The 23983-nt window shown below is 52.8% G+C and carries 18 protein-coding genes; 8 read left to right on the top strand and 10 right to left on the bottom strand.

Going from position 1 to position 23983, the window contains the following annotated elements; genetic code table 11:
• Positions 1-151: 151 nt before the first annotated feature.
• The 3 genes from A8O25_RS14850 to A8O25_RS14840 form a co-directional block, all read right to left on the bottom strand.
• Positions 152-454, bottom strand: coding sequence for a YMGG-like glycine zipper-containing protein (locus A8O25_RS14850; protein WP_066836255.1), 303 nt, complete (start codon positions 452-454; stop codon positions 152-154).
• 170 nt (positions 455-624) lie between these two features.
• The gene (locus A8O25_RS14845; protein ID WP_066836253.1) at positions 625-888 is read right to left on the bottom strand and encodes a hypothetical protein; all 264 of its coding nucleotides are present in this window, start codon (positions 886-888) and stop codon (positions 625-627) included.
• An 85-nt stretch (positions 889-973) separates the two neighbouring features.
• Positions 974-1861, bottom strand: a complete 888-nt coding sequence (locus tag A8O25_RS14840) for a DMT family transporter (RefSeq protein ID WP_066836261.1) — start codon at positions 1859-1861, stop codon at positions 974-976.
• A 289-nt stretch (positions 1862-2150) separates the two neighbouring features.
• On the opposite strand from A8O25_RS14840, the gene A8O25_RS14835 reads away from it, so the two are divergent.
• A complete protein-coding gene (locus A8O25_RS14835) occupies positions 2151-4043 on the top strand; it encodes an amidophosphoribosyltransferase (protein WP_066836259.1) in 1893 nt (630 codons plus the stop codon).
• Between the two features lie 696 nt (positions 4044-4739).
• Here the strand turns inward: A8O25_RS14835 and A8O25_RS14830 are convergent.
• Complete coding sequence (locus A8O25_RS14830; protein ID WP_066836251.1) at positions 4740-8282, bottom strand: T9SS type A sorting domain-containing protein; 3543 nt, start codon at positions 8280-8282, stop codon at positions 4740-4742.
• Between the two features lie 275 nt (positions 8283-8557).
• On the opposite strand from A8O25_RS14830, the gene A8O25_RS14825 reads away from it, so the two are divergent.
• From A8O25_RS14825 to A8O25_RS14810, 4 genes are all read left to right on the top strand, one after another.
• Positions 8558-9628: a DUF6687 family protein gene (locus A8O25_RS14825; protein ID WP_066836245.1), complete on the top strand. Its 1071-nt coding sequence runs from the start codon at positions 8558-8560 to the stop codon at positions 9626-9628.
• Between the two features lie 129 nt (positions 9629-9757).
• Positions 9758-10168: a hypothetical protein gene (locus A8O25_RS14820; protein WP_066836244.1), complete on the top strand. Its 411-nt coding sequence runs from the start codon at positions 9758-9760 to the stop codon at positions 10166-10168.
• Between the two features lie 95 nt (positions 10169-10263).
• On the top strand, positions 10264-11118 hold the full coding sequence (locus A8O25_RS14815) for a universal stress protein (RefSeq protein ID WP_066836241.1): 855 nt from the start codon (positions 10264-10266) through the stop codon (positions 11116-11118).
• 6 nt (positions 11119-11124) lie between these two features.
• A complete protein-coding gene (locus A8O25_RS14810; RefSeq protein WP_066836238.1) occupies positions 11125-12036 on the top strand; it encodes an EamA family transporter in 912 nt (303 codons plus the stop codon).
• A gap of 163 nt (positions 12037-12199) precedes the next feature.
• Here the strand turns inward: A8O25_RS14810 and A8O25_RS14805 are convergent, their stop codons facing one another.
• Positions 12200-12940: a thermonuclease family protein gene (locus tag A8O25_RS14805; protein WP_066836236.1), complete on the bottom strand. Its 741-nt coding sequence runs from the start codon at positions 12938-12940 to the stop codon at positions 12200-12202.
• An 882-nt stretch (positions 12941-13822) separates the two neighbouring features.
• Between A8O25_RS14805 and A8O25_RS14800 the strand changes: the two genes are divergently transcribed.
• Positions 13823-15133, top strand: coding sequence for an ammonium transporter (locus A8O25_RS14800; RefSeq protein WP_066836235.1), 1311 nt, complete (start codon positions 13823-13825; stop codon positions 15131-15133).
• 851 nt (positions 15134-15984) lie between these two features.
• On the opposite strand, the gene A8O25_RS14790 is transcribed toward A8O25_RS14800, so the two are convergent.
• From A8O25_RS14790 to A8O25_RS23865, 3 genes are all read right to left on the bottom strand, one after another.
• Positions 15985-19653, bottom strand: a complete 3669-nt coding sequence (locus tag A8O25_RS14790; RefSeq protein WP_066836231.1) for an AAA family ATPase — start codon at positions 19651-19653, stop codon at positions 15985-15987.
• A gap of 30 nt (positions 19654-19683) precedes the next feature.
• Complete coding sequence (locus tag A8O25_RS14785) at positions 19684-20604, bottom strand: hypothetical protein (RefSeq protein WP_066836229.1); 921 nt, start codon at positions 20602-20604, stop codon at positions 19684-19686.
• Between the two features lie 148 nt (positions 20605-20752).
• On the bottom strand, positions 20753-20932 hold the full coding sequence (locus A8O25_RS23865) for a helix-turn-helix transcriptional regulator (protein WP_277620017.1): 180 nt from the start codon (positions 20930-20932) through the stop codon (positions 20753-20755).
• Between the two features lie 334 nt (positions 20933-21266).
• On the opposite strand from A8O25_RS23865, the gene A8O25_RS14775 reads away from it, so the two are divergent.
• Together A8O25_RS14775 and A8O25_RS14770 are read left to right on the top strand one after the other, a co-directional pair.
• Positions 21267-21794 (top strand): glycine zipper domain-containing protein, encoded by a 528-nt coding sequence (locus A8O25_RS14775; RefSeq protein WP_066836227.1) that lies wholly within the window; start codon positions 21267-21269, stop codon positions 21792-21794.
• A 133-nt stretch (positions 21795-21927) separates the two neighbouring features.
• Positions 21928-22389: a nuclear transport factor 2 family protein gene (locus tag A8O25_RS14770; RefSeq protein WP_066836222.1), complete on the top strand. Its 462-nt coding sequence runs from the start codon at positions 21928-21930 to the stop codon at positions 22387-22389.
• Between the two features lie 73 nt (positions 22390-22462).
• Here the strand turns inward: A8O25_RS14770 and A8O25_RS14765 are convergent, their stop codons facing one another.
• Together A8O25_RS14765 and A8O25_RS14760 are read right to left on the bottom strand one after the other, a co-directional pair.
• Positions 22463-22990 carry a GNAT family N-acetyltransferase gene (locus A8O25_RS14765; RefSeq protein ID WP_241499039.1) on the bottom strand — a complete coding sequence of 176 codons (528 nt, stop codon included), beginning with the start codon at positions 22988-22990 and terminating at the stop codon, positions 22463-22465.
• A 206-nt stretch (positions 22991-23196) separates the two neighbouring features.
• Positions 23197-23982 (bottom strand): transporter, encoded by a 786-nt coding sequence (locus A8O25_RS14760; RefSeq protein WP_066836218.1) that lies wholly within the window; start codon positions 23980-23982, stop codon positions 23197-23199.
• Position 23983: the final 1 nt, after the last annotated feature.

The following is a 23983-nucleotide window of genomic DNA, read 5'->3' as shown; positions in this document are numbered from 1 at the left end:
GAGAAGGCGCTGGCCAGTAATTTAAAAAAGGTTTCTTGGTTTGGGGCTTGATTTCAAAAAAACAGCCCCAAAACAGAAAACCTTAATAGAAAAAATAGAGAAGCCCGTTCCTTTTAAGGGAACGGGCTTCTCTATTTCATGCAGCAAATCATTAGTCATTGTCTTTTTTGCTGTACTGCTTGTAGCGCTTAGGGTCCTTCTGTTTGTCTTTCTTTCGGCCTATGGCGCCCCCGGTCACGGTACCCACGGCAGCGCCTACCACGGCACCTTTGCCGCCGCCAACCGCTGCGCCGGCGGCGGCCCCGCCGGCCCCTCCAATCAGTGCGCCTTTGGCTTTACGGCTCCAGCCTTTCTTCTCTTTTTTCTTGGTGTCCTGTGCCTGTACGTCTGCCACGCTCCCGCCCAGCACGAAAACAGAACACAGCATGATCAACGTTATCTTCAGATCTTTCATGGTCTTTACCAGTTGTTGAAGTTGTAGTTTACGAAGGTAAACAGCGGGAAAACTGGTTTAAAGAAAGATTGTAATGGTACTGGAGGCGAGAAAGGTAAAACTGCTGGTCAGCAGGCCGCGGTGATGTCTGTTTTAGGGCTGTTTTCTGAAAAACAGCCCCAAAACAGACATCACCCCACCAGTGTCTTTACTTTGATGATGGTGGTGAGGTAGTCATATATCTCTGTTACCTCCTTGTCATAGATAAAGGTGTTGTATTGGTCAGCGGTAACCTTGCAGACGCGGCACCCGTTCTCCACCATCTGGAAAATCACTTCCCTGATGCGCAGCGGGTGCCCCGCCACGTTCAGCATGCAAGTGGCGTCTTTCGCCTCTACTTGCAGAAAAAGGTGATGCAGCGCATCTGCATCAAACGGTGCCGTTTCTTCCAGCATAATCTCCTTAGTTCAGGTTTAGCCAAGAACACCCGTTTGGGCAACTTGGTGCAAACGAAACAACAAAATCTGTACCCATTCCCGCTTACGCCACCGCTTTTTTGGGCTTACTCACCAAATACACCCCGCCAAAAATCATGGCGGCGTAAAGCGCCTTCTGCCAGGTGAAAACGTCTTTGCCCAGCCCCACCGCAATGAAGATGGCAAACACCGGCTGCAGGTAAATGTACACGCCCACCAGCGCCGGGCTGGCGTATTTCATGGCCCACACGTTGAGCAGGTACGCCAGAATGGTCATGCAGATCACCACAAACGCAATGGCCGCCCAGATACTGGCCGGGAATGCGGCATACGCCGGCTCCAGCACCTGCTGCCACCCAAACGGAAGCACGCCCACCGCGCCAATGAGAAATATACGGCTAACCACTGTAATGGGATTGTACCGCTGCATCAAGGGCTTCACCAGCACCAGAAAAGCGCCAAAGCAGACGGCATTGAAAAGAATAAGCAAATCACCCAGCACGTGCCCCTGGGTGTTGCCCGCCTTGCCTGAGATGAGCAGCATGGCCCCCAGGCCGGCCAGCAGAATGCCCACCATCCTGTACGCCTGCAGCCGTTCCCTGAGCAGATACGCAGACAGCAGCACCACTACCACCGGTGACACCGTCTGGATGAGGGAGGCATTGATAGGCGAGGTCAGGTTCAGCCCCGCAAAGAAAGACAGCTGGTTCAGTGTGATCCCCAGCAAGCCGCAGAGCGCCAGCCGCCCCCAGTCCTGCCGGCTCTGAATCTTCTCTTTCACCACAAACGCAGAGATGGCCCCAAACACCAGCACCGCACTCACCACCCTGATCACAATCAGCCCGAACGGCTGCACATAGGCCGGCATGACTTCTTTGGCAATGCTGTAGTTGGCCCCGTAAATCAGCGCCACCAGAAACAGCGCCGCGTGTACCTTCACTTTTTGGCTCATGGCGGCAAAGGTAGGCAACAGGCGCGCGCACTTTCCAGAAACCGCGCTGTTTTTGGGTTACTTTCAGGAAAGCAGGCCAAAAACAGAAGCCAGAAACGGTGGGGCAGGTGTTTGCCGGCCGCGGCTGACTTTCTTTCGCCTACAGGGAATGAAACCGCACATAAATTAGTTTTTCCCTTGGAAGGGTACGTGTTTTTAGGCTTACTTTGCATCTCCGTTCTGCCTTGAGGGCAGAATGGCCGCGGAAACCACTGAACCCGTGTTTTCCCCCTTCTTAACCATCTGTAGAATGAGTGATGCCATAAAGCATGAGTGCGGAATAGCTTTGGTCCGCCTCAGAAAGCCTTTAGAATACTACGTTGAAAAATACGGCACTGCCCTCTACGGCGTACAGAAAATGTACCTGCTCATGGAGAAGCAGCACAACCGCGGCCAGGACGGCGCCGGTTTTGCCAGCATCAACATCAACGCCAAGCCCGGCACCGAGTACATTGCCCGCTACCGCTCCGTGAAGACCAAGGCCATTGACGCCATCTTCGGGAAGATCAGCATCAAGTACAACAAGTGCCGCCGCCGCAACCCCAAAGATTCTCAAAACATTGAATGGCTCCGGGAGCAATTGCCGTTTTTAGGCGATGTGTACCTGGGCCATTTGCGTTATGGGACCCACGGTGAGAACAGCGTAGACAACTGCCACCCCATGATCAGGGAGAACAACTGGCGCAACAGAAGCCTGGCCGTGGCCGGTAACTTCAACATGACCAACGTTGACGAGCTCTTCAACGTGCTGACTGACCTGGGCCAGCACCCGCGCCAGAAGATTGATACGGTGACGGTTCTGGAGAAGATTGGCCACTTTCTGGATGAGGAGAACCAGCGTCTGTTTGACTACTACAAGCCAGACAACAACAACCAGGAGATCACCCGCCTCATAGAAGACAACCTGGACCTGCAGCGCGTGCTGCGCCGGGCCTGCAAAGACTTTGACGGGGGGTATTCCATGGCCGGGCTCACGGGCTACGGTGCCGCCTTTGTAGTGCGCGACCCGTCTGGCATTAGGCCGGCGTATTATTATGTAGATGAGGAGGTGGTGGTGGTGGCCTCAGAGAAACCGGCCATCAAAACCGCCTTCGGGGTAGAGTATGACCAGATCAAGGAGGTGTCTCCCGGCTGTGCCCTCATTGTGACCAAAAGCGGTGAAGCCAGCGAAAAAGAGGTGCTGCCCGCCCTGGAGAAAAAATCCTGCAGCTTTGAGCGCATCTACTTCTCCCGCGGCAATGACCCTGAGATCTACCGCGAGCGGAAGGCGCTGGGGAAACTGCTGTGCCCCACTGTGCTGGAGGCCGTGAAATACGACCTGGAGAACACCGTCTTCTCCTATATCCCCAACACCGCTGAGACGTCGTTCCTGGGTATGATGGACGGGATGGAAGACTACCTGCGCAGCTACCGCCGCAAAGCCATTGCTGAGGCCGGGGTTGATGAAGAAAAACTGGACAAGATCTACTCGTTTAAGCCCCGGGTTGAGAAACTGGTGATCAAAGATGCCAAACTGCGCACCTTCATCACAGATGACAACTCCCGTGATGACCTGGTCGCCCACGTGTATGACACCACCTATGGCGTGGTGAAAAAAGGCATTGACACGGTGGTGGTGATAGATGACTCCATTGTACGCGGCACCACCCTTGAGAAAAGCATTATCAGAATGCTGGACCGGCTGGAGCCGAAGAAAATCATTGTGGTTTCCTGCGCCCCGCAGATCAGATACCCAGACTGCTACGGCATTGACATGTCTAAGATGAAGGAGTTTGTGGCGTTCAGGGCCATGATGGGCCTCCTGAAAGACAAAGGCAAAGAAGGCCTGGCCGAAGAGGTATATCAGAAGTGTGTGGCAGGCCTGGCTTCCGGCACCGCCAGAGAGCAAAACTTTGTGCAGGAACTCTACCAGCAGTTCACCCCTGAGGAAGTGAGCGCCAAAGTGGCCGAGATCGTGAAAGCCGCCGATGTGAAAGCGGAGGTGCAGGTGATTTTCCAGACCATTGAAGGTCTGCATGAAGCCTGCCCCAACCACTTAGGCGACTGGTATTTCACCGGAGATTACCCCACTCCAGGCGGTATGAAAGTGGTAAACCGTGCTTTTGTGAACTTCATGGAGAACAAAGCGGGGAGAGCGTATTAAGGTGCAACTTTTGTAAGAGACTAGAGCTTGTATAAAATAAGGTTTTAAAGGAGAAGAACTTGAGCTGAAGCAGTTTCCCAACCGAGTCTAAAGCACAAGTTGGAGACGTTAGTTTCCTTGGCTACGCTCGGAATGACGTACTTGAGTAGCTATAACTCCTTATACTATATAACCTCTATTGATTTTAACACCCTGCTAAGATATAAAAGGGAGCGCTGGTTAACAGTGCTCCCTTTTTGCGTTTTGGGGCTGTTTTCTGAAAAACAGCCCCAAAAGGCAGGCAGTGGAGGCAGATTGGGTAGTGATATATTCAGTTCTAACGGGTAGGCCCAACCTTCTTCCAAGGTGAATGCGAAAGGATACAAAAGCAATTTGCCCTGAAAAGACTTTACGGTTAGTTACCTTTTCAGCCTATTTCTCCTGGGTCCCTCAGCTTTTGCCCAGAACACCGCTCATGATTGTAACGAGGAACTTTGGTATAAGAACAGTGTGCTCTACAGCCCGGAGGTTTACCCCTTAAAAGACAGCAACAGAGACGGCATGGGCGATTTTGAAGGGCTGGCCGGGGCATTATGTGTCGCTGGTCAACGTTACCACAGCCATTGCAGAAGCCAGTAAAAGCCCCCATGGGTTGTTGGAACTCATGGGGGCTGGTTCATTTTGGGCCTGTTTTCAGAAAAACAGCCCATAAACGGGTTACTGCTTCACAAACCGCTGCCGTTGAACCTGCTTCTCCTGCCGTAGCTGAAGGAGATACGTGCCGGCCGGTAGGTGCTTTACCTGAATGGTTGCCACGGTTCCTCCCAACACGGGAATCACGCGCTGTACGGTTCTTCCGCTGAGGTCTATGATCTCAATCTCTGCGTCTGGAGCCAGGTCTACACCTGAGATGTACAGGACTTCCTGACTGGGGTTGGGGTAAAGCTGGAGCCCGGAAACGCTGGGTGCCGCACCAGCCTCTGCTGAGACCACCTTACTGAACTCAAACTGCCCGTCATAGTCAACTTGCTTGATGCGGTAATAACCCACGTGATGGTCTTTGTTGGGGTGCAGGAACTGGTACCGTTGAATTGTGGTGGAGTGGCCGCTCCCAGGCAAAGCCCCCACTTGGGTAAACTGCCTTCCGTCAAGGGAGTATTCTATTTCAAAGCGGTCATTGTTGGTCTCAGTGGCGGTGGCCCAGGTGAGGAGCACGTGCTGTTGCTGCCGCTGTGCTTTCACGTGCAGCCAGGAAACAGGCAGGGTAGATTCCAGGTTGCCTATGGCCAGCTGCCCAAACTGATTTATAAAGTTGCGCTTGGCATAGCCGCTGGCCAAGGTTCGGCCTTCTTTGTTGGGGGCGTCTAAGGTGCCGCCGCCGGTATTCCAATCTTTGCCACTGGTAGACGTAAGCGGGCGTAACAGCAGAGCAAAGGCATTGTCTATGAGGCCGCTAAACCCGTTCAGGTACGCAAAGGCGGTGTAACTTCCGCTGGTGGGCTGGGTATTGGGTTCTACTACCCAAACCCCTTCTGGCTCTATGCGCGTGTAGGTGGCGCCGGCTTCTGTCACCTGCAGATCAGCGTCCTGGTGATGGGTGAGGGGTTGAAAACTTACCAGCAGGCTTTGAAACCCGTTTCCGCCCAAGGCATTGGTCTGAATATCCAGCTGGCGTTTGCCGTTAAGCGTGCCCACCGGAAAGCTGTACGTCCCGCTGCTGCCCATGGCCCGTCTCAGGTTGCCCAGAATGTAAAAGGCAGGATCTGCCAACTCTATTGCGGCAGGGGCCGTGCTGTTAATGGCAAGCTCATTGGCCCCAGTCTTAAAGAGGCTGCTCTTCATGGTAAATACCCCGCTCACCGCCACTGAATTGGTCAACGTAACGCCGTACCCGGTTTTAGCCACAAGTAAATTGGCTACAGTTGCCGGAAGGCCGTCTCCTGAGACCATTTCTGAGTTCCCCACAAATCCGTAGCTAGCCTGGGTAGAATAACTTCTGGGGCCACTTACCCTAATATTGCCGTCTGAAGTGGTGGTACCCGTTTGTTTAATGCCCTGAGGCGAGCCATAAAGCAAGGTTGCGCCGGTCTCCAACACAAAACTGCCTGACCCTCCAATGGCACGGTTGCTGGCAATCTGTAAAACCGCCGGGGCCTTGACCGTGAGCGTACCTGTGACATCTAGGTTGCCGCTGAGCAGCTGGTTGCCATTTTCATTGAGCGTATTGGCCTCAGTGGCGGTCAAGGTTACATGATGGTACGTGATCTTTTGGGAGCTGCCATACGTTCCCCTGAGCGATTGGCTCTGGCCGTTGGTGGTGCCGTAAAACTCAATGGTGCCGCCGGTCAGCTGATAAGGCTCATTTCTGCCCGCAAGTTCTGGCAAGGTGCCGCTGCTTTTGCCTAAGCGCAGCAAACCGCCTGTCATGGTTAAACCGCCGTCACCTTTCAAAGTTTTGTTTCCAATATCAAAGAGGGCATGGGGCAGAATAGTTAGCTTCTGGTTGACGGTAGTGGTGGTGGAAATGGTTTTGGCATTGACGCCGGCAGTGTTGCTGCCACTGATGATGAGCTGGTGGTAAGTTTTCCCCCTAAGTGTCTGATCGCCGTTCCCCGCCAGCTCAATGCTGCCACCCGTTAGCTCGTAAGCCCCTGATAATAGCGGAACGGTGGTGCCAGTCATGGCAATACGGTACGTGCCGCCCGTCATAACCAATTTACCGGAGCTGGTAATGTCTGCCGTGGGGGTGGCAATCAACACCCCTTGTCTGATCTCCAATTTTCCGCCACCGGCGGAAAGGGTGGTGTTGCTGGAAATACCGGTGCTTTGGGTAAGAGTGACAGACGTGGGGTTGTCTATGATGAGGATTTTGCCATTGGCCGTGGTGGTAAAGGCATTCCCCGTTTGCTGGGGCACGGTGCCGCTATAGACAAACGTGGCCAGCTGGTTAAAGGTGCGACGGCTGTCAGTAACCTGCACGTTGCCGGCCAAACCAGTGGCATTGATTCCCTGGGCACTGGTGATCAACAGTGTCCCGCCCTGCTCTAACCTGAAATAACCCTGGCCCTGAACTGAATAACCGTTTCCGTTCGCGTCTGTGCCAAAATCTAAGGTGCCGCCATTCTCTACGGTCAACGTGCCCGCATAAACAGAGTTAGAAGGGTTGAGTTTTAAATGCTGCTTGAGCCGCACCTGCGCCCCAGGCTTCACCCCCAGTGTAACATGGTTAACAGACCCCGCGGCGGCAATTTCCTGCCAGCTGGTGCCGGTAAAGCTGATTGCGCTGGAGCTGGTGGTAACCGTGCTGCTGTTGTTGATAGTGGAGCCGGCGTCCTGGGTGAGATGGCCTTTGAGGTCTACCAACGTGGTGGCGCCGGAGCTGGCCGTTTGGTTCAGGGTAAGGCTGGCGTTGCTCAGAGCGAGGTCTCCGGCCAGGGAAAGATTGGCTGTTCCACTAGCCTGGTTTTGGACAAAATATGTGCCGCCGGTGAGAGAGAGGCCTTGCCCAAACTGCAGGGAAAGGGAGATCCCGGCCGCCAGGGTAAGGGTGGAGCCGGTTGGTAATACTACGGTTGCCGTCTGGGCCGTGATAGAGCCGCTGGTGTTTGTTAACTGCCAGTTTACAGCAGAGGCGGGTGCTATAGTCAGTTTCCCGAACCAAAAACCGTGGGGTTGCGTGGTGAGGTGGCTGCCAGAGAGCAGGAGGGCGCTGGCGTTGGCGTTTTCAATTCTAACCTCAGAAGTGGCGTCTATTTCTTCAATGCCCGCCCAAAGGGAAGAGGTGGCTTGGTAATTGTGGGACTGGATCAGGAGCGTGCTGTTTGCCTGGAGTTGGAGCGTTCCGCGGTTGTCTACTTCGCCCTGCAGCACCAGACGGGCGGAAGGGGAAACTGTTAATCTGCCGGTAGTGCGGAGGTGGGCATTGGCAAGCACGGTCACGGGGGCTGCGGCGGTTACCACCAGGTTGGCTACCTCAAGGGGCCCTGCAATCTGCAACGCATGTGGGGCATACAGGGTGGAGGTCACCGGGAGGGGGTAGGCGGCAGGCTGCCATGTTCCGTCTACAGAGAGCTGCTCCAGTTGGGCCGTGCCAGATGTCTGGCTGATGTTTCCTGCGGTTGTGGTGCGGTAATCGCCGGCTTGGAAAGATGGTGTCGTTTGGGCAACAGCCGCAGAGTTCCAGAAGATGGAGAACGCCCACACCAGCATCCAGACTTGAAAGGCGGTCAGGGTTTTGGCTTTGTAAACATTAGCTGCCATAAACTAAAGTATTAATGATTAGATAGATAGCTGAGGGAGTGAGTTGAAGGGCGAACCAAGAATAAAGGGAAGGAGTTCAACGGCATGTGAGATATTGAGAAAAAATTTTCAGAGAGACGGTAGGCCTTCAATAGTACCAGCTTTAGAAAGGGGAGCTCTGTTGGAAATACCAGTCATTTGCTTCGTAAGGGTTCGTGACCAATATTCTTAGTTTCTGTTTTTGGCTTATTTTCAGGAAAACAGGCCGAAAACAGAAAACGTACTTATTTTTGCGCATGGCCTATTCCTATCTTCCCTTTCCAGAACTTAAGAAGACCCCCGCGGTGGTGGTTGATAGTTTTCACCCTAACGGTCTGGTGTTGTCACACTGGCGGGGTGCGCCCGTCCCTGATGAGTTGAGGGAAGATACCAGCGCCGGTATGGTGCTCCAGGCCCTTAAGCAGGACTGGCCGGAACTAAAAAAATACCACCGCGCCACCGCCAACCACTTTGACATAGATGCCCTGGTGGGGGTTTGGGCCTTGTTGAACCCAGTCTTAGCAGGGCAGCATGAAGAGCTGCTGCGGCAAGTGGCCATTATTGGAGATTTCAGGGAACTGAACCTGTCAGCGCCTCATGCTGAGGAGGCCCTTCAGTTGGTCTGCTGGATCAATGCCGAGGAAAAAAGCCGCTTTTACCCACCCTTTGGCGCCTATGAGCTGGAGGAGAATGAGGTGGTGGCGTCAATTCCCAAATTTGAGTTCTTTCTGCAGGCGTTTACAGAGGTGCTATTGCACCCTCAAGAATACCGCACCCTCTGGCAACCGGAGTTTGAGCAGGTAATGCAAGGGCACGCACAAATACACGGTCCAGAAACAAACCTGACAGCCTTGCCCGCCTTAGGTCTGGTAGTGCTGGAGACCCCTGAGCCGGTGCATTATTATGCTCTGTTCAGCCGTACCGCTGGGTTTGACATAGTACTGGCGTGTTATCAAGACCAGCGGTATGAGGTGGAGTGCAAATACACCACCTGGGTAGATATTGCCAGCCGGCCCACCTTGCCCAGGCCAGACCTGAGGCCACTGGCCCGGCACCTGAACTCCCTGGAAACATCTGGCCGAAGCTGGGCCGCTGACGGTCCCACAGACACCGGGCCACTGTTGAGGCTGCTGGGGCAGGAGTTAAGCAAAGCCCAGCGGTACGGCAATCCGCAGGAGCGGCCTGTCTATTCTTCATCTTTGACACCAGCGCAAATGGTACGGGAGGTTTCTGCCTTTTTAGAAGAGGTTTTTAGAGAGGTAAAGCCCAAAAAGTATTGGACTTGGGCCGAAGTAAGGGAGTATAACCTCAATAGTACAAAAAAATAATGGTTGCGTGTCTTGTAGTGCGTGCAATTGGTGCATAACTTTATGCAATAAATTCAATATAAAATAGTTTGCATTTCTACGGTTCCCCCCACCTACAGGATAGTGCATCTGCAGAAGACTGTTTCTGTTATGGTAAAAATTGCACAAAACCCGTACTACACCATAAAGGTAGACGAGGGGAAGAATAGGATTTTATTAAACATTTGTGGTGGCTGGGGAGGTGAAACCGAAGTTTCTCAATACCTGGAGCATTGGGATCTGGCGTTAAGGCTGGTGCAGCCTGGGTTTACCATTTTATCTGACATCAGGGAGGCCAAAGAGCATTCGCCTGAGGTGAGATGGCTGCACCTGGAGGCACAACGCAAAACCTTGAACGCCGGTCTGGCTCATGTGGCCGAAGTTCACCGGCTCAACGAATCCGGGAGTGATTATGCCATTGATATGGCCCAGGAAAGTAAAATCCCCCTGAATATCTTTGATAACGTGGCAGACGCAGAGGCGTGGCTGGAGGAAATTGTGCAGGAAAAGAAAAGAAAGTAGCCCGCCATTCCCCAAACAGAACCCAGACAGAATATGCACGTTTCTTAATATGGTTCCGTTGCTGTATACTTGGGCAACCATCTATCCTTGAAACTATGAAAAAGATAATCTGTCCCGTTGACTTCTCCAAGACGTCTAATAAAGCCGCCGAATATGCGGCCCACATAGCCCAGCGCACCGGCGCCTCGTTGACCCTGCTGCACGTGCTGCACCTCCCTATCATGGATACCTCTGAGTCAGCCATGATGGCGGGCCAGGTGCTGGACGAGCAGCGCCGTACCTCGGGTGACAAGCTGCACTCCCTCTCCCTTTACCTGCAAGGCCTGTTCGGGCAACTGGGCGGGGCCAATTTTGTCATGGATTCTAAAGTGCAGGAAGCCTTCCTGGCCGATGCCGTAGAGCGGCTGGTGAAGGAGGAAGGGTTTGATTTTGTGGTGATGGGGACTACTGGCGGCGGCAACGCCCTGGAGGAAATCATGATTGGCAGCAACACTGAGAGCGTCATCTCCCAGGTTAAATGCCCGGTACTGGCCATCCCCTCCAATGCTTCTTTCCCTGAGATTCATCGCATAGTGTATGCCTCAGATTACCAGCCCGAAGATTCGCAGGCCCTGGGCCAGGTATTGGCGCTGGGGGCGGTGTTTCAGGCCGAGGTAGAGGTGGTGCACGTGAGCAAAAGCGCAGACGCCGAGTCTACTCACCGGGCCAAAGCGTTTATTGAGCGCATCAGAACAGATTTGGGCAACCTGAACGTGCATTTTCAGGAGGTGGTGCACCCAGATGAGGAAACGGGGCTGAAAGAATACCTGAGCAGCACCAAAAGCAACATGCTGGCTATTCTCAAAAAGCGCCGGTCTTTCTTCAAAGACCTGTTCAGAATGAGCCTGGCCGAAAAAATGACCTACCAAACCAAATTACCTTTGTTAGTTTTGCACGCTGACGCTGAATAAATTCACATGCCTTTTACATCTGTTTCCGGTGGTACCACCGGTTGGCTTAAAATCGCGGCTTTTGCCGCGATTTATGTTATTTGGGGTTCCACGTACCTGGCCATTGCCTTCGCCATTGAAACGCTGCCGCCGTTTTTGATGGCGGGAGCGCGTTTCTTGCTGGCCGGGGCGCTCTTGTTCTCCTTTGCCCGGAGGCGTGGCGCGCCGGTGCCCACAGCACTGCATTGGCGTAACACCGCTATCATAGGGGCCCTGTTGCTGCTCATTGGAAATGGTGCCGTGGTGTGGGCAGAGCAGCGGGTGGCTTCTGGTATTGCCGCGCTTTTGGTTACCACTGAGCCGCTGTGGGTTGTATTGCTACAGTGGGTAGGCAAATCTGGGCAGCGCCCCAGCGGCGGAGTGCTGCTGGGGCTGGCGCTGGGTATAGTAGGCATGCTGGTGTTGGTGAGCCCCTGGGAAATCACCGGCGGAGTGGACCTCCTGGGAGGGGCGGCCATTTTCTTCGCCGCCGGCGCCTGGGCCTATGGTTCGTTGTATTCTTCCAAAGCAGCCCTGCCGGCCAACGCCATCCTGACCACGGGCATGCAAATGCTGTGCGGCGGGGGCTTGCTGCTGCTCACCGGTTTTGCCACAGGCGAATGGCAGACCACCCACTGGGAAGCGGTACATCTGAAATCCTGGTTGGCCCTGGGCTATCTGGTGGTTTTTGGGTCGTTAGTGGCCTTTACGGCGTACAGCTGGCTCACCCGGGTGGCCCCGCCGGCGCAGGTTTCTACCTATGCGTACGTGAACCCCGTAATTGCGGTGTTGCTGGGCTGGGCCTTGGCCAATGAAACCGTTACCGGCCAAACCTTAGTGGCAGGTGTCTTGCTGGTTTTGGCTGTAGTCCTGATCACCCTGAAAGCAAAACATACATAACTCCAGGTGTGGCCCCAGTTGGCAGATAAAAGTGGTAGCATTGGCTGCTGGGGGAGGGACGTTTCTGTTTTCGGCCTGTTTTCAGAAAAACAGGCCGAAAACAGAAAACGGTGCAGTGTGAGATTGGGGCAGCCCCAGCAAAAAGGGGAGTGATTGGCAGGTGTTACTGGGCGCAGACCTTGCAGGGGTGGCGGTTTTTATCTGCGGCCTGGGCAGAGGTGATTGTACGCACCTGGCTTTTGCAGGAGGCCAGGGCGCGGCACCCTTTTAGCACATGGTACGTGCTGGCGCTTTTGCTGTCACAGATAAAGACACGGCCCGCGCTGCCCGGCTGTGCAGCGTCTTTGATATCTGATTGCTCCTGCTTTTTACCCGCTGCGGCTTTTTTCCTTTTCCCGTTTCTGAACTCCCAGGGCGCCTGCGGCGAAGGCCCGGCCCAAAGCCCACGTTTGTCTGCTCTTGCCTCTGCTTCCAGCTGGGCCAGCTGTTTGCTTTTAGAATAGGCGACGTAATGCCAGGCAAAGCCGTTCCTGACCAGTTCCTCGTTCAGGTTTCGGCCGTCAGGCAGAATAATTTCCCCCACGGTGCGGCCGTAACGGTCCAGGTTGTGCTCTACCAGCTGCACATATTTCCCGAAGGCCAGTTCTGAGGTGTACATTCTGGACTTGGTCCCGAAATCCTGGTTCTTCTCAGGGGCGTCTACCCCGTAGAGCCTCACCCGCAGCGGCTTCCCGTCTTTCAGCAGTTCAATGGTGTCGCCGTCTTTGATGGCAATGACTTTGTAGCCGTTGCCCGTCTGCGGGTCCGGTTCCGGTTGCTGCTCTTGCTTTTGCGCCTGCTGGCAGGAGACAAAGAGAAACAGCCATACCCAACATTTTAATAAGAGAAGCTGACCAGAACGCATAAGGGAGAAGTTTTGATTACAGGAGATACGGCAAAAATAGCGGGAATGATATGAAGTACCACCGCAAACCTGCTGGTTTCATTTCCTGTTTTCGCTGTTTTCTGAAAAACAGCCCGAAAACAGGAAGCTTAACTTTCCTCTAATCCAAGTTCTTTCTTTATGGCAAAGTCTGCTGCGGCTAAGGGGGGTAACCAGTTTTGATTTTGTAACCGGTGCCGCAGCAGTTTTTATTAGAGCAGGTTTAACTGTGTCTTTTGCCCTGCATACGGACCTAAAAAGGGCCTGACCACGCACCATGGCGGGCCGTGTTGCTGCTCTAGAATTGCTTTGGAAGCACCTTTCGCTATATTTCCGCCTGCGGAATTAAAGTATAAGCGAACGCTCTACAGTTTACCTCGCTCCAGATGCCTTTCTCCTCTTTTATCCTTCTGGAAGAATTTTAGTAGCAAGCGGCGGTTCGCTTTCTTATGAGACAATCTAGTCGCCCACAAGATCCTTCCAGGAGGACAGAGAGGAGAGAAATGTATAGAGTGTAAAGCCCGGCACTTACGTGCTTGGCTGCCTTACAAAAATGTCAAATGTCCGAAGACCGAAACCTGAGAGGTCACCTGCAGTGCAAAGGAATGCTGAACCTGGTTTAAAGCCCTGAAGGGCATGATAGTTACTACTTTGCTAAAATTTAGCCGTCAGAATTATGGAAAGTTGTAAATCAGGTTGGCTACAGACGCTCACTTTAAAAAAGTCTTAATGTGTATTTATTAAATGACAGCAGAAATAAGGATTATTTGAAAATATTTTAGGTTAATGCTTTTGTTGATGTTAAATTTTTACTGAATTTTCTGTATCGACCTGTAAACTACAAACTCACAAACAAAACCTTTCATGACCACTAAGCTTTCTAAGATTCCCTTCTTTCTGTTGGTGATCACCGTTGTACTCACCTTTGTATTCCCGTCTGTGCCCAAAGGGGTGGCGCAGGGAGAATTCAACCCGGCAGATACCGCCTGGATGCTCACCGCCGCGGCCCTGGTGCTGATCATGACGCCCGGGCTGGCCTTTTTTTACGCGGGCATGGTGAGCAGGAAAAACGTGATCTCAACCATGCTGCAGAGTTTCATCTGTATGGCTATGCTGTCGGTGATCTGGGTGGTGTTTGGGTTTAGCCTGGCCTTTGGCGATTCTATTGGGGGTGTTTTCGGGAATCCCGCCACTTTCTTCATGATGCGGAACGTGCTGGACGGCCCCGCCTGGGAACTGGCACCCACCATTCCGTTGGCCTTGTTTGCCATGTTCCAGCTGAAGTTTGCCATCATTACGCCGGCCTTGATTACGGGTGCCTTCGCAGAGCGTATCAGGTTTACGTCTTACACCATTTTCATTCTGCTGTTCTTCCTTTTCATTTACGCCCCGCTAGCCCACGCCACCTGGCACCCGCAGGGTGTTCTGTTCCAGCTTGGGGTATTAGATTTTGCGGGCGGAACGGTGGTGCACATGTCAGCGGGGTGGGCGGCACTGGCGTCTGCCATCTGCCTGAAACGCCGCAGCGAGGCGAGCCACAACCCGGCCTACATTACTTTTGTGCTGCTGGGTACGGGCTTGCTTTGGTTTGGGTGGTTTGGCTTTAACGCGGGCTCAGCCATGGGCGCGAATCCGTTGGCGGCCACGGCCCTGGCCACCACCATGACGGCCTCGGCGGCAGCCGCCCTGGCCTGGATTTTCTTTGACGCCGTGAAAGGCCGTAAGCCCTCAGCCATGGGCACCTGCATTGGTGCCGTGGTGGGTCTGGTGGCCATTACGCCCGCCGCCGGATTTGTAACCTTGCCGCATTCCATCGCCATTGGCGTGATTGCCTCTGTGGTGAGTAACCTGCTGGTAGATTTCAGGTCCCGCACCAGCATTGATGACACGCTGGATGTGTTCCCGTGCCACGGCGTGGGCGGAATGGTGGGCATGCTGCTCACAGGTGTGTTCGCCAGTAAAGGCGTGAACCCGGCCATACCGGACCAGGGCTTGATCTTTGGCGAAACCAAATTGTTTCTGGTGCAGCTGGGGGCCCTGGTGGGCGTGTCTATTTTCGCCTTCGGCGGATCCTGGATTCTGTTGAAAGTGACCAACCTGATTTCACCGCTCCGCGTGTCAGTAGAAGAGGAGCAATTGGGCCTTGACCAGTCCCAGCACGACGAGAAGATGTAGCGTTTTTCGCCTGTTTTCTGGAAAACAGGCCGAAAACAGACAGCTTTTCATACAAGGTCTGCTTTCGACTTGTTTTGTTCGTAAGCGTTAAGAGCATGTTCCCATTTGTCTTTGGAGCTGCAAACGGGTATCAAAAGAACCTGACTTCGCGGTTGATTCGCCTATAGCGGGGCGTATGCTGCTCAAAAAAGCTATAGAAGAACCTTTCGCTCCTCGTTTTCGCTTGCAAAATCAAAATGTAAACAAGCTCTAAGGTTGGGGAAAAGTTGGGAGCTATTGTTCTAAATAAATAGGCTACAAAAATCAAACCTCTGGGAAGTGCTCCAGGTCATTTAGATCTTTGGGTCTGGCAGAGGCCTGCTTGTACTTTTTCAAATCAGTTAGATGGATAAGAGATAAGGAAATGATTTACTAAGTGCGTGGCTATTTTGCTGCGTTCTTACGGGCGAAGAATTGCTCTAGCGTCTCATCTTCCCGTTTTATAAAGAGTCTGGTGCGTTTGGACATCTGTGGGTTTGGTTGGGAATAAAACTCCCAGTATACCTTTTGATTTAACCTGAAAGCCTCTGCCTAGCGCTCCTCAAAACTTTTGCCAAGCCAAAACTCCCATTTATCATCCTGCTCCTGAAAAGTGGTGAATTTTAACTTCGGTTTCATAGTGTCTTCTTTCGCTTCTCTATACTCTAGGGTTGACTCCCGTTTTTGGCCTGTTTTCTGAAAAGTAAGCCGAAAACAGATTTCTCGCAAAATACGACTGCTCAAAAGACCTCGTAGCGTCCGGAGGACCTGCGAGCGTCTATGCCAACGCTTTAAGACGCTCGCAGGTCCTCCGGACCCTACGAGGTCAAAAATCACACGGCCATTCCCACGGCACTCTCCACCCTGATACTGCTTCTACCGCCCGCCAGTTTCTCCACTACAATCTGCGTGCTGATGCGCTCTTTCAGGGCTTCTACGTGCGAGATAATGCCAATCATCTTGCCGGTGGCCTGCAGGCTTTCCAGGGCGTCCATGGCAATGTCCAAGGTATCAGCGTCCAGCGTACCGAAGCCTTCGTCAATGAACAGCGAGTGAATCTGGGCCTTGTGGCTGGCCAAATCTGACAAACCTAAAGCTAAAGCAAGGCTCACCAAGAAACTCTCGCCGCCAGACAACGAGTTGACTGACCGCACGGCATCGCCTTGGTAGGTGTCCAGAATCTGGAGGTCCAGCTCGTTCTCTGTGCTTTTGAGAATACGGTAGCGGTCGTTGAGGCGGTGCAGGTGGCGGTTGCCCAGTTCTACCAGCCGCGCCAGCGTGAGGCTTTGGGCGTACTTGCTGAACTTCTTGCCGTCGGCAGAGCCGATGAGGTTGGCCAGCCGGGCCCAGCGTTCTGCTTCGCCTTTCTGCAGGTCCAGCTGCTGGGTGAGTTGGCGGTGCTTCTCGCGTAAATCAGAGTCTTGCTGGAGCTGCATTTCCAGACGGGCCATCTGGGTGAGGTGCTGGTTTTTCTCTTCTTCCAGCGTTTGAATGTGCGGCTGTAGTTCATCCAATGTCAACTCGGTGAGGTGGCGCTCTTTCTCCGTTTGGTACTCCGTGCGGCACTGCTGTAGGCTGTGCTCCAGCTCATGCAGCGCTTTCTGCAGGCGTTCCTGTTCCTGCCGTAGCTGCCGCGCTTCATATTCTGGCAACAGCAAGGCCTGCAATTCCGCTAGAGAAGTATAGCCCAACAGCTGAATTTTCAGCAGCAGCGCCGCCTCCAGTTCCTGTTGCGCTTGCTGGCTCGCCTGCTGTTCTTTCTGCTTCTGGGCCAGTTGGTGGGTGAGCAGGTTCAGTTGCTCCTGCTCGCGCTGCAGGGCAGCTTCTGATTGTTGCAGGGCTTGTGCCGCCTGTTGCAAGGCCTGCTGCAGACGCTGTTTTTCCGCTTGCGGCTGCACACCTTCTGGTAACAACGCATAACGCTGGGTGCGGAGTTCCTGCAGTTGTTCCTGCGCGGTTTGCAGGTGCGCCTGCCGTTGGGTGAGTTCGGTCTGCTTTTCTTCTAAGGTGGCTTTGCCATTATCAGCGGCGGCTTTGGCCTCAGAGTAGTTGACGCGTAGCTCCGGCAGCAGCGCCTTTTTCTGCTCATACGTCTGCCTGCGCGTCTCAAGCTGCGCCAGCAATTCTGCGCCGTTGGCGCCTGTGTAGGTGAGGCCGTAGGTGCTGAAGAAGCCTTGCAGGGTCTCGGAAATCACCTTGGCCTGTTCGGCTACATCTTCCAGTTCTGCTTGCAGTTGAGTTAGTTGCGTGTCGGCCTGCGTCCGTTTTTGGGCTGTTTTTTCCATTTCATGCCGAAAACGCTGTTGCTCGTTGAGTATTTTCTGCTCAGTGGCGCGGGCCTGGTCCAGTTGCGTACGGAGGCCTCGCAAACTTTCTAAGGTGGCGGTGGCCTGCTGCAGTTCCGTTTGGCGGGCGTTCCAGTACTGGTCAATGGAGTCTGAGACGGCAATCTCATGGGCCAGCTCCAGGGCAGCATTTAGCGCAGCGAACTGCGTTTGCAGCTGTTGGGTATGCGTGGTGATTTGGTCTATTTGCTCATGCGTGTGCTGCTCGGCGAGTTCCAGGCGATGCACGGCGGCGGCCAGTTCCCGCTCCTGCCCGTCCAGGCGCTGTACTTTGGTTTGCTGCTGCTGCAGGTTCTGCTCGGCCTCGCTTAAGGTCTGCGGCTGGTGCGCCTCTACCAGCGGGTGGTGCGTGGAGCCGCACAGCGGACACGGCTGCTCGGGCTGCAGCTGGGCGCGCGCGTCTTCGTACTTCTGAATCTGCCGCTGCAAATCCAGAATATGCTGCAGGTCTTTGAGCTTGTCCTGGGCCTGCTCCCGCTCGGATTTGGTTTGGGCAAGGCGGGTGCGGTGCTGGTGCAGGTTCTGCGTGGTGGTGGCCAGTTGCGCTTGCAATTCTTGCCGACGGGCTTCCTGCTGTAGATAGGTTTTGCTCAGCTCCAGCTGCTTCTCCAGTTGGCTGCACACGCTGGGCAGGCGCTGGCAGAGCTGCTCCAGTGCCTCGTGCTCCTGGCCTTGCAGGGCAGCGGTGGCTTGTTCCTGCAAAGTAGAAAGCTGCTGTTGTTGGACTTGCAGTTGCCCTTCGATGGCTGCCAGTTGCTGTTTTATGAGGGCTTCGTTTTTAGCCTCGTTTTCTGAAGTCTGCCGTAAAACAGCCTGCTCTTTCTGGAGCTTCTCCTGCTGTTTCTGCACCTCGGCCAGATTTCTGAATTCTGATTTCCCTTCGTGCAAGGTCTGCGACAGCTCCTCGTCCAGCCCGTGTTCTTTGAGCCAGTCGTTCAGTTGCTTGCCTTCCTGCACCAGTTGTTGGAGGCTATTCTGCTGTTGCGTTTGTTGTTGGGAAAGCTGCTGCACCTGCTGCTGCAGTTGCGTTACGGCTTGCTGGTCTTTGGTGTATTGGGCCTGCTGTGCGCTAATATGCGAGTCTTGCTGCAGCACCTGGTCCAGGCGCGGTTCGGCCTCTATGAGGGTTTGCTGCGCCTGCGTGTGGGCGGTACGGGCAGTCTGGGTGGCCTGCGTCTTCGCGGCTACCTTCTGTTCCTGCACGGGCACCTGTTGCTGCATTGCAACTATGGCTTGAGTCACGCTTTCGCCTTGGCGTTGTACCTCCTGCAGCCTCGCCAGCTCGCTCTGGAACGGCTGGGCCTGCTCGTGCCGTTGAAGTTTCTCGCGGTTGGGTTGCCAGGCCTGTTGCTGGGTTTGTGCCTGCGCGAGTTGGCTGCTCAGCTGCGTCTCTTTCTGGGTGAGCTTCTGCAGGTTCTCCAGCCAGGTCTGCTGTTGCAGGTGCTGCTGTACCTGCTGTTGGGCCAGGCGGGCCTCGGCTTTCAGCCGATGGGTTTCTGCCTCCAGGGCGGCGCGGTCTTCCTCAGACAGCAGCTGGTCCAGTTGCAGCCGCTGCTCAATGTCCTGCAGTTTCTGTTTTTCGGCCTTGGCCTTTTCATAGGCGGCCATGGAAATCTGGGAGTAGATGCGGGTGTCGGTGAGTTTCTCCAGGAGTTCGCTGCGCTCGCTTTCGCTGGCCTTCAGGAAACGGGTGAAATCGCCTTGGCTGAGCATCACAGACCGCAAAAACTGCTGGAAATCCAGTCCGCAGAGGTCAATGATGCGCTGGCGGGTCTCAGAGAGGCGGCTCTCCAGCACTTCCTGCGTGGCGGCGTCAATGAGTTCCATGACGGGGCTCTGTAGCTTACCGTCGGCTTTGCTGCGGCTGCGCCGAAGGCTCCAGCGGGCGCGGTACATTTTCCCCTCGGCCTCAAACTCCACCTCAGACCAGCACTCGCCGGTGTGGCGCGTCATAATCTCGGCCACATCGCGGCCATGGCGCGGCACCTGTCCGTACAGCGCCACCGTGATGGCGTCCAGAATGGTGGTTTTGCCCGCGCCCGTAGGCCCCGTAATGGCAAACAACCCGCTCTCGCTCAACGGCGGCTGGTTGAACGGTATAAAGTGCTCGCCCTGCAGCGAGTTGAGGTTACAGAAACGGACAGAGGTTATCTTCACGGGAGGTCAGCGTTGCGAGGTGGCTTTATACTACTTTTTAGAAAATGTTTGTGCTATGCTTTTGAACGTCTTCAAATTGTTATTAAAATCAGCAGAGACAGAGCCATGAATAAGTAAATAGTCTCCATTGGTGTCAAATAACATTACCAAATATTTTAGCTCATTCTTGCCTTCTGTACCTTTTGCTTCTGCTACAATTTCATATCCATTTAATTTGTCAATAGTAACAGGTTGAACATTTTTTATTAATGCCTCAGCACAACCTGGAAATTTCCGAAGTCTGTTTAAGCTGTATTGTTCAGGGTTTTCCATTTTAATTACAGTGAGAGAGTTACCTACTAAAAGAAAAGCTTTATCAGGAGATAGAGTAGGTACTTTTCCGTCTTTACTATAAAGTAAGGTGCCAGTAACGATTGATGCGAATTTATATGGTGTTCCTTCAGTTCGGATTTTAAATTTTACAGATTTCTCCGCATTAAGGCTCTGTTTATCATTGTAAGATGCTGTAAGTAAAGCTTTTGTGATTTCTTCTTCGGTCGCATTTGAAGGATTTAGAAAGGAAGCATTCAAAAGTACAGATTTAGATTCATCACCAAATAATAAAAGAAGTTGTTGGACTTGGGTGCCATTTTCATTCTGACTGGCTCTATAGAGTTCTGCACTTCTACCACCTTGAATAGTCACAGGTTTTTGGTTGTGCAAAGTCATGCCTTGAGTTTTAAATCCCTCAGGGGTAAAGGTAGCTTTTGTAGCTTGAAAAGAATCTGGTAATTCAGCAATAATAATTGCAGCTCCTATATCCCTATTTTGAAACCCACTAAAATTTGACGCAACAACATAACCTTTAGGTGGAACCATGCTGATTTTAGTTCCGGGAACTATAACTGCAACTGATTGGCCGAAAGAAAAGAAAGTAATAAGAAGAAAAGGAAATAGAAGTCTGAGTCTCACAAGTGTTTTTAATTTAAAGATAAATCAATTTGCTTTCTGAAATACACTGTTTTTCCGTTTTTGGCCTACTTTTCTAAAAACAGCCCAAAAACAGAAAGGCCTGCTCCTTATAAGAGCAGGCCTTTCTGTTGCAGAGAATAGATGCGCTCTACATTTTAATAGAAATCCTCACTTTTCCACCCAAGCCTTTCTCCACAATCTCAAAGAGGGTTTTCAAGGTGAGGTTGCTGCCATCGTTCTCTACCCGTGAGATGTAGGTTCTTTTTTTGTCAATAATTTTTCCCAATTGCTCCTGCGTGAGGTGCTTGGCTTCGCGGGCCTGTTTCAGGAGTCAACCTATTTTTAGAGATTCAGCCTCACGCTCTAGGTTATCACGGCGCTCCTCGCAAAACCAAAATTTAAACAAGCTCTAAGAAGGGGGAAAGGGTTGATTACCTAAACATCTTAAAGACTCTAATGTAAAAGAAGCATCTAAAATAGACAAGTAACAGTATAAGGCTTTGAAAACCGGGTTCAGTACCTGCTTGAAAGTTTGGCACGGAACTTGGAATATCCTCTACAGCGACTAAAAGGGTTGCGGAACGAAATTTAAAAGTTGGCACGGTACTTGGGTTTAGTACCCCAACAGAGTAAAAAACTTCTCTCACTATAAAGAAACTGTTATGAAAAAGGTAAGTGTAATGTTAAGCCTGGTGCTGATGTTTGCAGTAGTGTTAAGCAGTTCTGTACAAGCACAAGAAAAGAAAAAGTGGAGTCCGCAAGCCAAAGGTGCCGTGATTGGTGCCGGTACTGGTGCTGCCGCCGGGGCCATTATCAATAAGAGAAACCGTGCCGTTGGGGGTGTTGTAGGCGGTGTGGTAGGTGCCGGTGCCGGGTACGGTATTGGTAAGATCATTGACAACAAGCAGAAGAAAAAAGCTGCTGAGGAACAGGCGGAGTTCAACAGAACCGTGGCGGCCAACAGAGCCTACGCCTATAGCTCTTCTAACCGTTCTGCCGGTACCGCTAAAAGAGCCGCCAGCTCATCAGCTAAAGCTGCCGCGCCGGCCGCCCCAGCTATGATGACGGGTTATACCGCCGGTCAGCCGCAGATCATGAGCATGAACAACCTGAGCTTCTTGCCCAATGAAGACTATGGTGACTATTCAAAACCATATTCCAACACGGAGTACAGAAGAAAAAGCTGGTAAGCCGGCTTCACTTCAAACCCCTGTCAAAAACGCCCAAGCTCCTTAACTTGCGTTTTTGATAAAAGACTGATAATATTTGAAACTCCTAATATTCAAAGGGAGTATGAGTGGTATCAAACTTAAAACCTATACTATGAAACCGTATTTGATCATAATCGCTTTGGTCGCCTTTCTTTCTTCCTGTTCCAAGACGGCAGAGAAGCAGGAGCCTGTAAATGTGCAGCAACTGAACCAGACCTTCATTGGTGCCTGGAACAGCCGAAACTCTGCCCAGTTAGACACTCTCTTAGCAGAAGATGTGCATTTTGTGCAGGGGGAGGTTCATTTCAACGGCAAATCAGAAGTTTCTCAGAAATGGGTGCGTGAAACCCTGGGCTCTATTGAAAACCTGAGAATCTCTCCGGTGGCCACTGGGGTAGATGACAGCATTGCCTTTGAAGGCGGTACGTTCACCGTTGACGTGATCCCGACTGACCGGCAGCTGCCCCGCGGTGAAGGCGAAGGAAACTTTGTGCTGATCTGGAAAAAGAACGACAAAGGTGCCTGGAAACTCTTTTACGCCCAGCTGGAAGACCATCCGGTGCAGGTAAGATAAATTTCAGAGCATATTTGCCAAAGCCCCGGTGCCACGTTGAAAGAAGCGGTGCCGGGGCTTTTTTTGTGGCCCTTCAGGTGGTGCCAAACAGCTTTAGCTCCTCCTGCTGAGAAGGCAGTGTTACGGTGCCTTCATACTTTAAACCAATTTTTTCTAACAGCTGGATAGACCGCTGGTTATCCTGGGTGGTAATGGCCAGTACCCTTTGAAAGTTTAGGGTGGTCATGGCATATTCCAGCACGGCAGAGGCGGCTTCTACAGCGTATCCTTTGCCCGTGTGCGCCGGAAGGAAAGCATACCCCAGGTCTACATCTTCCAGCAACTCCCGCTTTACCAACCCGCAGATGCCAATGGGCAGGTCTTCTTTGGTCAGTTTCACCAGGTAAAAGCCGTATCCCTTCTGCTCATAGCTGTTCATAGGGCCGTTCTGGATGTAAGCCCGCGCATCTTCCACCGTTCTGATTCCACGGTCGCCAATGTATCTGATCCAGGAGGGGTCATTCATGAGCTCAAACATGAACGCGGCATCTTGCGGGTTCAGATGGCAAAGCGTGAGGCGGGAGGTTTGCAGCACATCCATACTTATTGGTTCAAGGAGCATAGGGTGGGGGTCAAAGGTGCCAGGGAAACGATTTCGTGTTATAAAATCATTTAAGGAAGTTCTAATATAAAGATTCCTTTTAACTGTGCGAGCATGGGCCGCCGTTTTAGGCCTGTTTTTCAGAAAACAGGCCTAAAACAGCGGCCCATGCGAAGAGGGCTTCCCTAAGATCATACTTACTTTTTAGGGTTCGGCGCAGCCAGTCTTTACTTTGGCAAGCGCACACTGAGACCGCCGCCCACAAAGACCTCTGCAGCATGTGCAGAGAGGTCTGTTCCCACCAGGGCGTCTATTTGTAGACTGGGCAAAAGCAGGTATTGCACCCCTCCGTCTAGATAGTTTTGGGCGTGGTGGCCAGGTACTTTGTCCCCGAAAAACTCGTCAAACACGCTCAGTTTCTCACTGATCTTCCAGCTCAGGGAGGCCGAGTATTGGAATTGGTCTAGCATGGTGTTTTCTTCCTTTTCGCGCCGGAAGCCGGTATTGTACTGGAGTTTCACCTTCTTTGAGAGGTCATTGGTAAAGAGGAGCTTCAGGTCAGGTGCCAGATGCCTGGGTTTAAACGAACCATGCCCCAAAGGCAGTTCTGCCATTGCCAAAACAGATATTTCAGGGACAGCCCCCTTTGGCGCTACCACATTGACCTTGGTTCCCACCCGTACGGTGCTCAGCCCTTTCTCCTGTTCTTCCGGCTGCTCGGCCATGCGTTGGTCTTCCTGGCGGTAGGTGGCCTCCAGCCGGAGTTCTGCTGATTTCAGGAGCCCCATCCGCAGGAGCGCCTGCGGGTAGAGCCAACTCCTTTGCTCCGTGCCAGACTGCCGCTTTTTCTCATATTGATAACCAGTTTCCAGCTGCAGATAGCCTCTGGCGACCCAAGTGGAGGCTTCGGTGCGGTTGGGGCGGTCGGTTTCAAAGCCGGGGGCTGCTTCCTGCGCAAATGGGCCAAACGAGAAGAGGGTGGAGAGAACTGCCAGGAGAATGATTTTTTTCATA

This window comes from Rufibacter ruber, from assembly GCF_001647275.1.
Classification (GTDB): Bacteria; Bacteroidota; Bacteroidia; order Cytophagales; family Hymenobacteraceae; genus Nibribacter; species Nibribacter ruber_C.
This window is presented reverse-complemented; position numbering and strand designations above follow the sequence as displayed.